General features: G+C 50.9%; 15 protein-coding genes. 7 read left to right on the forward strand and 8 right to left on the reverse strand.

The window, feature by feature from the left end:
• Window positions 1-61: 61 nt before the first annotated feature.
• Genes ACYC56_RS07975 through ACYC56_RS07985 form a run of 3 tightly spaced genes read left to right on the forward strand, consistent with a single transcriptional unit; the run spans window position 62 to window position 1,969 of the window.
• On the forward strand, window positions 62-373 hold the full coding sequence (locus ACYC56_RS07975) for a hypothetical protein (protein WP_461373662.1): 312 nt from the start codon (window positions 62-64) through the stop codon (window positions 371-373).
• A gap of 19 nt (window positions 374-392) precedes the next feature.
• A complete protein-coding gene (locus tag ACYC56_RS07980; RefSeq protein ID WP_461373663.1) occupies window positions 393-1,337 on the forward strand; it encodes a transketolase family protein in 945 nt (314 codons plus the stop codon).
• Window positions 1,337-1,969, forward strand: a complete 633-nt coding sequence (locus ACYC56_RS07985) for a cyclase family protein (RefSeq protein ID WP_461373650.1) — start codon at window positions 1,337-1,339, stop codon at window positions 1,967-1,969. Before ACYC56_RS07980 ends, ACYC56_RS07985 begins: the two co-directional genes overlap by 1 nt.
• Here the strand turns inward: ACYC56_RS07985 and ACYC56_RS07990 are convergent.
• Window positions 1,959-2,291 (reverse strand): lytic transglycosylase domain-containing protein, encoded by a 333-nt coding sequence (locus tag ACYC56_RS07990; RefSeq protein ID WP_461373651.1) that lies wholly within the window; start codon window positions 2,289-2,291, stop codon window positions 1,959-1,961. The genes ACYC56_RS07985 and ACYC56_RS07990 overlap by 11 nt on opposite strands.
• Window position 2,292: 1 nt before the next feature.
• Here ACYC56_RS07990 and ACYC56_RS07995 point away from each other — a divergent pair, with 1 nt between their 5' ends.
• Entirely contained in the window at window positions 2,293-2,535 is a 243-nt protein-coding gene (locus tag ACYC56_RS07995; protein WP_461373652.1) for a hypothetical protein, read from the forward strand.
• Between the two features lie 449 nt (window positions 2,536-2,984).
• On the opposite strand, the gene pstA is transcribed toward ACYC56_RS07995, so the two are convergent.
• From pstA to ACYC56_RS08025, 6 genes are all read right to left on the reverse strand, one after another.
• Window positions 2,985-3,866: a phosphate ABC transporter permease PstA gene (pstA, locus tag ACYC56_RS08000; protein ID WP_461373653.1), complete on the reverse strand. Its 882-nt coding sequence runs from the start codon at window positions 3,864-3,866 to the stop codon at window positions 2,985-2,987.
• Entirely contained in the window at window positions 3,867-4,835 is a 969-nt protein-coding gene (gene pstC / locus ACYC56_RS08005) for a phosphate ABC transporter permease subunit PstC (RefSeq protein WP_461373654.1), read from the reverse strand.
• A 114-nt stretch (window positions 4,836-4,949) separates the two neighbouring features.
• Window positions 4,950-5,933, reverse strand: a complete 984-nt coding sequence (locus ACYC56_RS08010; RefSeq protein ID WP_286678971.1) for a PstS family phosphate ABC transporter substrate-binding protein — start codon at window positions 5,931-5,933, stop codon at window positions 4,950-4,952.
• Window positions 5,934-6,101: 168 nt separating this feature from the next.
• A complete protein-coding gene (locus tag ACYC56_RS08015) occupies window positions 6,102-7,463 on the reverse strand; it encodes a HAMP domain-containing sensor histidine kinase (RefSeq protein WP_461373655.1) in 1,362 nt (453 codons plus the stop codon).
• Window positions 7,454-8,152, reverse strand: coding sequence for a response regulator transcription factor (locus ACYC56_RS08020; RefSeq protein WP_461373656.1), 699 nt, complete (start codon window positions 8,150-8,152; stop codon window positions 7,454-7,456). The genes ACYC56_RS08015 and ACYC56_RS08020 overlap by 10 nt, the downstream gene beginning before the upstream one ends.
• 85 nt (window positions 8,153-8,237) lie before the next feature.
• Complete coding sequence (locus tag ACYC56_RS08025; protein WP_461373657.1) at window positions 8,238-8,741, reverse strand: phosphate-starvation-inducible PsiE family protein; 504 nt, start codon at window positions 8,739-8,741, stop codon at window positions 8,238-8,240.
• Window positions 8,742-9,083: 342 nt separating this feature from the next.
• On the opposite strand from ACYC56_RS08025, the gene pstB reads away from it, so the two are divergent.
• Together pstB and phoU are read left to right on the forward strand one after the other, a co-directional pair.
• Window positions 9,084-9,863 (forward strand): phosphate ABC transporter ATP-binding protein PstB, encoded by a 780-nt coding sequence (gene pstB, locus ACYC56_RS08030; protein WP_461373658.1) that lies wholly within the window; start codon window positions 9,084-9,086, stop codon window positions 9,861-9,863.
• 17 nt (window positions 9,864-9,880) lie between these two features.
• The gene (gene phoU / locus ACYC56_RS08035; protein ID WP_461373659.1) at window positions 9,881-10,513 is read left to right on the forward strand and encodes a phosphate signaling complex protein PhoU; all 633 of its coding nucleotides are present in this window, start codon (window positions 9,881-9,883) and stop codon (window positions 10,511-10,513) included.
• A 446-nt stretch (window positions 10,514-10,959) separates the two neighbouring features.
• Here phoU and ACYC56_RS08040 read toward each other — a convergent pair whose 3' ends face one another.
• Window positions 10,960-11,322, reverse strand: a complete 363-nt coding sequence (locus ACYC56_RS08040; RefSeq protein ID WP_461373660.1) for an STAS domain-containing protein — start codon at window positions 11,320-11,322, stop codon at window positions 10,960-10,962.
• 248 nt (window positions 11,323-11,570) lie between these two features.
• On the opposite strand from ACYC56_RS08040, the gene ACYC56_RS08045 reads away from it, so the two are divergent.
• Window positions 11,571-12,404 (forward strand): DUF1385 domain-containing protein, encoded by an 834-nt coding sequence (locus ACYC56_RS08045; RefSeq protein ID WP_461373661.1) that lies wholly within the window; start codon window positions 11,571-11,573, stop codon window positions 12,402-12,404.
• Window positions 12,405-12,598 lie beyond the last annotated feature (194 nt).

Raw genomic sequence — 12,598 nt, forward strand, 5'->3', positions numbered from 1 at the left:
AAGGAATTTAACGGTTCTATAAGACAGGAATAATATCCAGATCGACGGTCACACCGAGGATATATTCCCGCTCGAGCCGCTCAAGGATAAATACGAGGCGCTCAACTGGCACGTGATAGAGGTGGACGGTCACAACATCCGCCAAATTATCGCGGCGTGCAAAGAAGCCAAAGCGATTTACGAGAAGCCGACGGCGATTTTGTGCCATACGATTCCTGGCAAGGGCGTAAGCTATATGGAAAACAACTACGAATGGCACGGCAAGGCCCCGACTAAAGAACAGGGCGATGTCGCGTTCGAACAGCTTAAAGCGGAGGAAGACCGCATAAAAGGGGAGATCGCAAATTATAAATCCACGCGCTCATCTTGTTGAGCCGTTATTTGGTAAAGATATAAAGAAAGCCGCGACCAGGGATGGTTATGGCCAGGGGTTGATGGAGCTGGGTGAATACAATCAGGATGTCGTGGTGCTCAGCGCCGATTTGACCGAGTCGACCAGGACGCTTGAGTTCTCGAAAAAGTATCCCGGCCGGTTTATCGAGGCGGGGGTTGCCGAGCAGAATATGGCGGGGATGGCGGCCGGGCTCGCGTTTGAGGGGAAAATCCCGTTTGCCAGCTCGTTTTCGGTATTTTCGCCGGGCAGAAACTGGGACCAGATACGCGTGAGCATTTGTTATAGCAGGGCGAACGTTAAAATAGCGGGCTCACACGCGGGGCTTGTTACCGGTGAGGACGGCGCCACCCATCAGGCGCTTGAAGATATCGCGATAACCCGATGCCTGCCGAATATGGTGGTCCTGGTTCCTTGCGACGTACTTGAGGCAAAAAAAGCGACTGTTGCCGCCTCACTATATAAAGGGCCGGTCTATCTTCGCTTTGCCCGCGAGAAAGTCCCTGTGATAACCACCTTTGAGACGCCGTTTGAAATAGGAAAAGCATTGGTTTTGCGCGAAGGGGACGATGCCGCCATTATTGCGTGTGGTACCATGGTCTATCCCGCGCTTGAGGCCGCTGAGAGCCTCGCGGCCGAGGGATATTCAGTGCGCGTGATAAACAACCCGTCGATTAAGCCGCTCGATACCGGCACAATCGTTGCCGCCGCTTTGCAAACGGGTGCTATCGTTACTGCCGAGGAACATCAGATCAACGGCGGTTTGGGTGGGGCGGTGGCCGAAGTCTTAGCGATGAATGCGCCGGTCCCACAGGAGATGGTTGCCGTCAACGACACGTTTGGCGAATCGGGCCGGCCAAAGGAGCTACTGGCAAAGTACGGCCTCACGCCGGAGCACATCGCGAGCGCCGTTAAGCAGGCCATCGGAAGAAAGCAAGAGCAGTAATGAATCGCCGCAAACTCTACGACGTAACGGTTCCGATTAGATCGAATATGCCCACCTGGCCGGGCGACCCCGGATTTGAACGCTCCATCGTGCACGCAATCGCCGAAGGGGCGTCCTCGGATGTTTCAATGCTCAGGATGGGGAGTCATACCGGCACCCACGTCGATGCCCCCGCGCATTTTCTGCCGGGAGGGGCTACCGTCGACCAGCTCGCACTGGATGTTTTGGTCGGTCCGGCGGCTGTATTCGAGCTTACCATTGAAAACGAGATTACCCAGGCCGATCTTGAGGCGCTCGACTTTGAAGGATGTGAGCGTGCCCTCTTTAAAACCCGAAACTCACGCCTCTGGGAGAGGGATGAGTTTACCACCGATTTTGTCTATTTCACCCCCGATGCCGCCCGATTACTCGTTGAAAAAGGCGTGCGGCTTGTCGGGATCGACTACCTCTCTGTTGCTGAGTACAAACACGGTACGGATGTGCATCGCATATTATTGCAGCACGGTGTTGTTATAGTCGAAGGCCTTGACCTATCAAAAATAGAGGCAGGCGCATATCAGGTAATGTGCCTGCCTCTAAAGGTTCTCGGGGCTGAAGGCGCCCCTGCGAGAGTGCTGTTAGCTAAACCTTAGTGTAATTCGCCATGTACATGATGTTTCTTACGTAGTGTATGGTCTCGCTGTATGGCGGGATACCGCCGTATCTGCTGACGGCGCCGCCGCCCGCGTTATACGCTGCGAGAGCGTGGTCCCAGCGTCCGAAGCGATTGAACTCGGCTCGCAGTATCTTCGCGCCGCATTCAAGCTGGGCGACGGGTGATGTTCTATACCTGCTTAACTTGTAGCCCATTGCCTTTACATTAAAAGGCATTACCTGGGTTAGCCCGATAGCGCCTACTCTTGATATAGCGCGCGAGTTCCATCCTGATTCTTGCTGGATAAGAGCAAAGAACAACTTGGGTGGAACGCCGTGCTTTTCGGCGGCGGCACGGGCTTTATCTCTGATAGTGAGAGGCTTGGCCGGTGCTGGTTTCGTTGCAAGACCCGTTGTTGGGTTTGCCGGGGCAGTTTTGACTGCTGCGGGTTTTGCCGGTGCCGGTTCGTTGGGTTCGGCTTGCAGCAGGGTATTGAAGCTGGACCAGATAATCAGGCTTACACATAAGCCGAGTACTGGTTTTGAGAAAGACGTTACTATCTGATTAATAATGAACCCTCCTTATTTTCAGAAGACTGCCGCAAAGACTTGGGCGGCCCTCAGGTTGCTTCTTGGCCAGCTTTGTGTTTCGCTCGACAGCCGTTGAGCGATCATCAAAAACACTCAACAGAGTTACCGATTTGAAACACAGTTTTTGTAACTTAGCCCGATTTGCAAGGAGATTCAAGCGTCAACGCACAGGAGCGCAAGCGGTCACGGGGTCTGAGTTATTTTCTGGTTTTTGAGACGGCGAGGGTCAAACATGCTGGATAACGGCGCAATACGCACAAGAAATGTAGTAGCTAAGTTGCTGACAGGATAAGAAAGGTGGCGAAAATTAGTTCGGATTCGAGCAGCTATCAAACCCGCATATTCGCGGGTGATGCCGTTGGTCTTGCGTGAAAACGGCTCGATTATCTTGCCGGACGCCTGGTCGCTGGAGTGGGCAAGCGACTAGACGCGGGTTCTTTTTTCATACTTGTTTCTGAGCAACACCGAAACCGCGTTCATTGACAGCAGCACTACAAGCAGGACCATAATCGCTGCCGCTGCCAGGTGGCTGAAATCTTCCTGGGGTTTTGATATCCAGCTGAATATTTGAATCGGCAATACGGTAAATCCGTCCATGGGGCTTCTTGGCGTGAACGCGACAAACGAGAGCGCGCCGATGAGGATAAGCGGGGCCGTTTCGCCGATGGCCCTCGAAATCGTAAGGATCGCCCCGGTGAAAATACTTGGGAGTGACGCCGGGATGACGATGTGCCAGATTGTCTGCCATCTTGTCGCCCCCATCGCTAAAAATGCCGTCCTCAGGGAGCTTGGCACGCTTCGTATGGCCTCACGCGCGGCGATTATCATCACCGGAAGAACGAGCAGTGTCATTGTGAGCGCCCCGGCCAGGATACTGCGGCCTAGCGCCATTGTCCGTACAAATATGGCTAGACCGAGGATGCCGTACACGATTGACGGTACGCCAGCCAGGTTTGCGATGTTGATGTCTATAATATTCATCAACCGGCTTTTGGGGGCGTATTCTTCCAGAAATATAGCGGTAGCGACGCCGATTGGAAACGCAAAAAAGGCCGTTAATGCGGTAACCCACAAGGTTCCCGATAGCGCCGAGAGAATTCCAGCGTTTTTAGGCATAAACGACGGGAAGCTGGTCATAAAGTGCCAGCTAAGCCAGGGTAGACCTTTTCTCACAATGTCTACGAGAAGCACGACAAGGGCGCCTACTGCAATAATGCAGGCGAGGAGCATCAATTTATGGAATATAAAGTCTTTTGCGGCGCGCTTTTTCAAGTGCCTTTGATATGCGGCGGTATCCATGCTCATTTACTCGTACACCTCCCTGAATCGGCGGGTTATCATTTGTCCTACGATGTTGATCAGTAGGGTAATCACGAAGAGTAACGTCCCAACGGCGAAAATAGTCTTATACTCGATTGTCCCTTGCGGCGTATCACCCATGCTGATCGAGACGATGCTTGCGGTCATCGTCTGGATGCTCTCCAGCGGGTTAAGCGTAAATTTTGGCGTCGACCCCGCGGCAAGCATTACGATCATCGTCTCACCTATGGCTCTCGAAATTGCCAGTATAAATGAGGCGATAACCCCGGAAAGGCCGGCAGGTAGCACGATCTTCGTCGCAACTTCGTAGGGGGTCGCGCCAAGCGCGAAACCGGCTTCTTTTAGCGTTTTAGGTACGGAAATAAGCGCGTCCTCGCTAAGAGAGGAGATCATCGGGATGATCATAATACCTACCACGATACTTGCGCTGAGCGCGTTGAATGGAGGTAAGCCGGGCAGGAAGTTTTTTAAGAGTGGGGTAACAAAGGTCAGCGCGAAATATCCGTATACAACGGTGGGGATTCCCGCGAGAACCTCAAGCAGCGGTTTGATAACTCTTCTAACAGTCGGGCCTGCATACATGCTTAGGTAGATCGCACTCGCCAAGCCGAGCGGCAGCGCGACGATACTCGACCCGATGAGGATTACCGTCGTGCCGGCTACAAGGGGCAGGACACCGAAATGTTTGTCGAGAAACAGCGGGGTCCACTGGGTATCGGTTAAAAACTTGCTTATTGGAACTTCTTTGAAAAAGGAGAATGTTTCAGTAAACAACGATAAGATAATCCCGATCGTCGTTAACACTGAGATCAAGACCGAACCAAAAAGAAGAGCATAAATCAGTTTCTCTTTTATATCACGCCATTTGAACTTTTGCTCTGCGACCCCGAGAACTAATTCTGTTGCGTCGTCGGGGACGATTTCGGGAGCGAGGCTGCTTGTTTCTTCTGTCATGTTCAATCCCATCACCCTTTATAAAATCAACGGCGATAGCATCAGCGCCGGATTACCGGCTACTGATGCTATCCACATGGATTCTATTTATTCGACTTTGTGCACAACTCCCAATTACTCGACGAGCTTAAGGCTTTTATCGTAATCAGCTGAGTTTAGCGGTATGTATCCTACATCTGAGACGAGCTTAGTTCCGTCAGTCAGGTAGTATTGAATAAACGCTTTGACTTCGGGACGCTCGAGTGCCTTCTTGCTCACATAGATGAAAATCGGACGAGCGAGCGGCTTGTACGAGCCGTCTTTAATGCTTTCTTCGGTCGGTTCAACCGGCCCTGTGCCACCATCAACCGCAAGAATGTTTAACTTGTTTTCATTCTGCTTATAGTAGGCATATCCAAGGAACGCAAGGCCACCCTTGTCGCCCTCGACACCCTGAACCATTACATTGTAGTCTTCACTGACCTGATAATCGGTGCGGATTGCTCCTTCCCCACCATTGATCTCATCGGTAAAGTAATCAAACGTTCCATGTGCGCTGCTCGGACCATAGAGGGAGAGCTTGGTATCTGGCCATGCGGGATTAACCTGTTTCCAGGTCGAAATCTTGCTACCCGGCTCCCATATCTTCTTAAGCTCGGCAGTCGTGATTGATTTCGCCCAGGTGTTGTCCTTATTGGTAACTAGTGAGATACCATCATAAGCGACAGGAATTTCGATGTACTCAAGACCGTTTTTCTTTGCATCGGCCTTTTCCTTGTCTTTAATCGGCCTTGAAGCATCGCTTATGTCGGTCTCGCCTGCTATGAACTTTTTAAATCCGCCGCCTGTTCCAGACGACCCGACGGTAACGTTAACGCCAGGGTTTGCTTTCATGAAATTCTCTGCCATGGCCTCGCTGATTGGAAACACCGTGCTTGAACCGTCGATTTTGACGTTTCCGGAAAGACTTGCATTGGAGCCCTTCTCTGAACTACCAGTGTTGCTGTTGCTTGTATCGCCGCTCGAACCGCATCCAACTATCGCAATAGCGACTACGAGGGCAAAAGCTGCGATTACTACCAACTTTGTTTTCTTAGAGAAACGGGAAAATAATACCATTTAAACCTCCTAAAGGATATGTGGCGCATTTTGATTGGGCCCGTGTCCTCAACATGTGCCTATACTCAGAATAGGGTGAAGTGGGTTTCTAGTGGTGAAAAAGATGTAACCATTTTGTAAAAAAATTGTTAACTCTACCCGTGCGGTTGCGGGCGCTAGGGGAGGAGGCTAACCGCTGATAGACGGAAACCGCACGGTAAATGTACTGCCGATTCCGAGGGAGCTGTTTACTTCGACTGTGGCATTATGGTTTTCGGCAATATGCTTGACGATGGAGAGACCCAGGCCGGTCCCGCCGGTTTCCCTGCTTCTTGCCTTATCAACGCGGTAGAAGCGCTCGAAAATCCTGGAGATCTCACGTTGTGCAAGACCGATGCCGTTGTCTTGAACGATGAGGTCGATATGCGAACCGGCCGGTTCGATTTTTACGTCGATCTTACCGCCCGACATCGTGTACCTGATGGCGTTGTCCACCAGATTTCGTATGAGCGTTAACAGTTGTTCGTTATCCCCAACGATCAACGGCACGTTCTCGGGGATGCTCAGATTGAGGGAAAGCCCTTTGCTTGCGGCAAGCTGGAAGAAGCTTAAGCCGACCTCATTGACAAGCTCTCCAAGATCGGTCGGCACTTTTTCGATCGCCTCGTGCTGTGTTTCGAGCTTTGAGAGATCGATGAGTTCTAATACCATATTGATAAGCGTGCTTAGCTCTTTATCCAGCCGTTTGATAAATACTCTGCTCGAAGCCGGGTCGGTATCGATACTACGCAGCAGTGTTTCAGAGAGGAGCTTCAAGCCCGTTAAAGGTGTTTTTAGCTCGTGAGAAATGTTGGCGACAAAGTCTTTTCTCAGTTTCTCGACCTGTTTCTGCCTGGTGATATCCCTGATTACGGCAAGGGTTTGTATCTCGCCAGTGCTACTTTTAATCGGCATGACGCGGATTCGAAGCCGTCGAAACGGCGCCTGCAGGTCGATCTCGTCCAGGACTTCCTTGCCGGATGCTACGGATTCCTGGACGGCGCGGTCAAGATCGAAGCTTCTAATCGAATGGAGTACCGGATAGCCGGTAATGCTGTCGGTTCTGATTTGGAAAATCCGCTCGATAGCGGGGTTGGTCAAAATAACCTCGCTGTCGCCGTTAATTAGGAGGATGCCCTCGGCCATATTATCCAGGATGAGGTCGACCTTGGCCTTTTCAGAGCGCAGTTCATCGATCCGTCCCTTAAGATTCGCTGCAAGGTCGTTAAGCGACTTTGATAACTCACCAATCTCGTCTTGCCTTTCAATCGGGAGGCGTTGCTCGAGGTCGTTATTAGACATGCGCTCCGCCATAATCGTCATCCGGCTTAAGGGGCTGGTTAAGGAGCGCGAGAGCCAGTAGCTCATCAAAACCACCAGGAGCGCCACACCGACTACGATTACAAGAATCTCAGCGTTGCCGATCGAGGCCCGCAATATCAAGCCGGTGATCAGAGCGGTAAGTACTGCAAGCAACCCATAACTAATGGCAAGTTTTTTTCCTATACGCATGGGATTTTCTCCTCGGCTTGGAATTTATAGCCGAGGCCGTGGACGGTTTGGATATAGGAGAACTTGGAGTGCTCCTCTATTTTATTGCGGATGCGCCGTATGTGCACATCGATCGTGCGGCTTGACGCATAAAACTCGTACCCCCACACGCGTTCGGCAAGGTCCTGGCGGGTAAATAAGACACCGGGCTCGGATGCGAGAACGGTTAAGAGCTGGAACTCCTTCAGGCGCAGTTTGATATCTTTGCCGCCGACCTCGATGATATGTTTCACCATATCAAGCGTGAGATCCCCTATTTTGATGGTGGATGATTCGGTGGTTTTCTTAAGGGTTCGCTTCAAATTCGCGCGGATGCGGGCGACCAGCTCTTCGATGCTAAACGGTTTGGTGATGTAATCGTCGGCCCCGACGCTGAACCCTTTAAGCTTGCTGCGCTGGTCTTCGAGGGCTGTGATCATAATAATCGGCACGTTCTCATCGGACTCACGGATTTTCTTGCAGACCTCAAAGCCGTCCATGCCGGGCAGCAACAGATCGAGCAGGATGAGGTCGGGAGTGTGCTTATGCATCTCTTCAAGGCCTTGAACCCCGTTTTCGGCGGTCGCCACAGTGAAGCCGGCGCCTTTCAAGCTGTACTCCACGGTTTCCCTAATTAACAGATCGTCCTCGATAACAAGAATCTCGGCCATAAACTAATTCACATTCCCCTCGCGTATATAGTAAGTGACTAGCATTGATTTTACAATCATTGCTAGTCTGCAGGCACAAAGGCGCCTATTCCTTAGGCCGATCCGGGGAGTAGATAACAGCCAGGGTTCGAACAATCGCGACCGCCAGCATTGCGCCACCCATGGCGAGTATCTTTGCCGTATCGAAGCTTTGTTCCGAAAAGCGTATCCAGATTTCTTTGAATGTGAATACCAAGGTCGCATCTGCGATGTACGTAATCTTGACCCGTTCTTCCTTGAAGTAGTCGAGCAGTACGCGGAAGAGTTCGACAAAGATGAAGACGATCATTACATCGTTGAGAAGGCTATGAAAGCCGGTAGAGAACAAATCGCCGGTAATCAAATGCGGTAGACGTATCAGGATTTGGATTGTGCCGGCCAAAAGAGCCAGTAGAACGATAACAATCAATACATCGATAATCAGGTTGCTTATCGATCGATATGATACGCTCAAGGCTTTCTTACGACAATCTGCCCTGATTATCTTGCGCAAGACCAGGTTTATATAATTTCCGTTTTGCTTAGCTAGGCGTTTCTCGGCTAATGACATCGACTTATCACCTCCCAGGTCAAAATTGTGATGGACAAATAATGAGCAGGGGCGTTGTTGGGGAGCCCCTGCTCGTGGATAAGTAGCTTTGGATATATCATGTACAGAACATAGCACCTTATAAAGCGGCGTTGGTTAAAGGTTTGCTAACTGTTTGTTATAAAATTGTTAAACTCGCGTGTTTTGAGTAAAACACGCGAGTTTAGTTTTACTTTTTTATTGAGTAGCACTTTACAAAACAGTTGCTTACAATACTTAAATAATTGATAATGAGTCTTGACTCGGGCACGCAGTATGCTCTGCTAGCATATACGTACCTGGCTATATTGGGAGACCTAAATTATGCAAGAGAAAACCAAAGTTGAATTTAAAAACGTCTCGTTCTTTTACGGTTCGTTCAAAGCCATCGATAGCGTATCGTTTAAGCTGCCTAAAAACCAGGTGACGGCGTTCATCGGCCCGTCTGGCTGTGGCAAATCGACTGTGCTTCGTATTATCAACCGGACCAACGAGATAACGATGAGCACCCGTGTAGAGGGCGAAGTACTCATCGATGGCATCGATATATACAAAAACGGCACCGACCCGGTGCAGCTTCGCAAGCGCGTCGGCATGGTGTTCCAGAAGCCGAACCCGTTTCCGAAAAGTATTTATGAAAACCTGGCGCTAGGCCCGAAAATACATGGCACGAAGAAGAAAGGCGAGCTTGATGACCTGGTTGAAGAGAGCCTCAGGAAAGCGGCGCTCTGGGATGAGGTAAAAACCACCCTGCATAAATCGGCGTTTCAGCTCTCGGGCGGGCAACAGCAGCGCCTCTGCATAGCAAGGGCGCTCACGATCAAGCCCGAGCTTCTGCTTATGGACGAGCCGTGTTCGGCCCTTGATCCCATATCAACGCAGAAGATCGAAGACCTTATCGATACTTTGAAATCCGATTACACCATCGTGATGGTAACCCACAACATGCAACAAGCCGCCCGCGTGTCTGATTATACGGCCTTCTTCCTGGTTGAAGAGACCGGTGCACCGGGCACGCTGGTTGAGTTTGCGGACACATCCACCATATTCACCCGTCCCACACATAAGAAAACAGAGGACTATATTACAGGACGCTTCGGCTAAAAGGGAGTACTTGGGTAGTGAGAAGAACCTTTCATGAGGAACTAGAAGTTTTACATAAATCGGTGTTACAGATGGGATGCCTCGTCGAAGAAGCGGTCCAGGGCGCTATCGTCACGATCACCGATCCCGACCCATCCCTTGTTGCCAAGATAATCGTCGGTGACGATAAGATCGATCAGATATTCGATGAGATCGAGAACAATTGCTTTATGATGCTCGCTACCCAGCAGCCGGTCGCGCGTGATTTACGGCTTATTGCCTGCAGCATCAGGATTATCAGCGATCTCGAGCGAATGGGGGATCTTGCAATAAACATCGCTAAGGCATCTCCGGGGGTAAATGAAGGCAAGCCCTTGGTGGCCTCGGATGTCTTAACAAAGATGGGGAATGCCGTTACGTTTATGATTGCCGATGCCCTGCAGTCGTTCACGAAATACGATGTAAGTCTTGCTGAGGCGGTGGAAGATCAGGATGACCGGATAGACGGTATGTACACAGAACTCTTCAGCAAACTCTTTGATTACGGCGGCGACCATGAAATCAGTTGCGCGATAAAATCGGCCTTTGTCGGTCGTTACCTCGAGCGTATCGCAGACCACTGTGTTACCATCGCCGAGCGCGTAAACTTCCTCGTTAAAGGTATGGAGTAACGTTTCCCCTGTCTCAATTATCTCGATTAATCGGCGCAGATTACGCCGATTGTCTATGAAACATCGGATTTAATGCCCTATGGCAGCTGCAGCACAACGAATCATCAGGTTCTCTATAGAGGGATAGCTTGCATCCACAGCGCTGGCAAAATGCCAACTCTGTCACACGTTTTGGTCCAGCGAGGACTTCTTCTAAAGTTTTTCCGTTGTTACCGCTGAATGATACGCCGCGAACGATAGAACCTTTCATCTCTGGATCAATCCTTTCTCCGTCTGGTTAGGCACTGTCAATTGCTAGGTTAGTTTTATGGTCACGCCGTATTTTTCCCCGATAATAATCCTTCTAAACCTAGTTACGAAGAGATTTTTAAATAATTCTCCAATCAGTTGTTGTTCAGGGGTGGGGTAGGTCGGTCGGCAAGCAGGCATCGAGCGGGTGATATACGCTATTCGTCCTGAAAAAAGAGCCTGTCGAGTCCGGTAATCTCGAAAATTCTACGGATGTTGGGATGTGCGTTTTCGACTTTGACCGACGAGACCCCGCCAAGGCGTTTTCTTAGCACGATGAGGAGTCTTAGGAAGTAGCTATCGGCGAACTCGAGTTTGCTTAAATCGAAGACGATTTTATCGACCCCATTGAGCTTTCGTGACAACGCGCGCCTGAGTTTTGAACTCCCCGATAGGTCGGCTTCACCGGCAAGGCGCACGGTGAGTGTGCTGTCATGGCGCTCGAACTCGTATGAGACGGTGAGGTCCGTCGCGCTCGGTCTTTTATGCGGTTGTTGCCTCGAATTATTCTTTTCGGCCATGGTAGAATCTAATCCCTAATGGTTAATCGCGTGTCGTGAAAGTCCGTGAAGGTCGCAGATAACCGTCTTATTATTGTTATGCGACTAAATACGTTCCGGCAAACTTAAGCGTAGTGATTTTTTTTATTAAAAATAGCTGATGCAGGCCTATATGGCCTGCCTGCTGGGCGACCCGTTGCAGCTTGTCGGTGCCGGGAGATGCAGCTATACTTGAGAACAGCGCGTTTTTAGAACGATAGGTGATATTATTGAGTAATATAAGGGTCGGCGGCCAGGCGTTTGGCGACGGCGTTTTAATGAGGACAAAAAAATACTGGGCACTTGTAAAAGAGGACGGCTCATCAGAGTTCGGCTCGGTTTCCTCGTGGCTTGACCATCATCCACGCTGGAACGTGTTCTTCATCCGATCGGTGGTTTCGTTCATCGAGATGGTGAAGTTCGGCTTCCAGACCTACCGGAAAAACCCGGCGGCTGCAAATCGCCGTCTGCTTCTCTGGGTAGGAATCTACATCGCCATTACACTGCCTCTTTCGATGCTGGCTAGGACTTATCTCGAGCCGAGCCTAGTGGTGAACGCCGTGTCCCAGTTCTTCTACCTGATGTTAGCCCTCTGGACGATCAGCAAGGGGATGACGGGCCGGATATGGACATATCACGGCGCAGAGCACAAGGCGGTCAACGCATTCGAGCAGGAAAAAGACCTGAACGATGCGGCGCAGATACAGAGCTGCTCCAGGATACATCCAAGATGCGGCACGAACCTCGTGTTCATCATCATGGTCCTGACATCGCTCTACTTCCCGTCACCGCAAAGCACCGTCAGCTTGGCGTTTTCAGGGGTGTACTCGATATTTGCGCTGACGATGTCGCTCGAGCTGTTCCGCCAGTTGATGAGATGGCCCAAGTTCATCTTGACCAAGGTCATGCTCTTCGGCGGCCAGACGTTGCAGAAGTTTGTCACCACGAAAGAGCCGGACGACGACCAGGTCATGGTCGCATCCAAAGCCCTGCAGCTGGTCCTGGCCCTCGAGACCATGGATAGCAACCGCGCGGCACAAACAACAGCGAATGCCGCTAATTAGGGCAGAAACTTAACGTTAAAAGACTGAAACCGACGGAGGCCGAGCCAATCGGCCTCCTTTCTTTTTAGGCGCGCCCAGCTTAGCTGGGCCGCACTTGCGGGTGAAAGTCCCGTTCCGGTAACCACCAAGGGGCCGGATAGCTAATCCCGGTGCGTCGCAGTAATGCGGGGTGCTAAGCGGGAGGATAAAGTACC

The organism is Candidatus Aquicultor sp., from assembly GCF_054640775.1.

Coding starts and splice junctions, on each gene's coding strand:
- ACYC56_RS07985 (WP_461373650.1), top strand. CDS start 1,337: ATGAATCGCCGCAAACTCTACGACGTAACGGTTCCGATTAGATCGAAT.
- ACYC56_RS08020 (WP_461373656.1), bottom strand. CDS start 8,152: ATGGCCGAGATTCTTGTTATCGAGGACGATCTGTTAATTAGGGAAACC.
- ACYC56_RS08025 (WP_461373657.1), bottom strand. CDS start 8,741: ATGTCATTAGCCGAGAAACGCCTAGCTAAGCAAAACGGAAATTATATA.
- pstB (WP_461373658.1), top strand. CDS start 9,084: ATGCAAGAGAAAACCAAAGTTGAATTTAAAAACGTCTCGTTCTTTTAC.
- pstA (WP_461373653.1), bottom strand. CDS start 3,866: ATGAGCATGGATACCGCCGCATATCAAAGGCACTTGAAAAAGCGCGCC.
- ACYC56_RS08010 (WP_286678971.1), bottom strand. CDS start 5,933: ATGGTATTATTTTCCCGTTTCTCTAAGAAAACAAAGTTGGTAGTAATC.
- ACYC56_RS08015 (WP_461373655.1), bottom strand. CDS start 7,463: ATGCGTATAGGAAAAAAACTTGCCATTAGTTATGGGTTGCTTGCAGTA.
- pstC (WP_461373654.1), bottom strand. CDS start 4,835: ATGACAGAAGAAACAAGCAGCCTCGCTCCCGAAATCGTCCCCGACGAC.
- ACYC56_RS08040 (WP_461373660.1), bottom strand. CDS start 11,322: ATGGCCGAAAAGAATAATTCGAGGCAACAACCGCATAAAAGACCGAGC.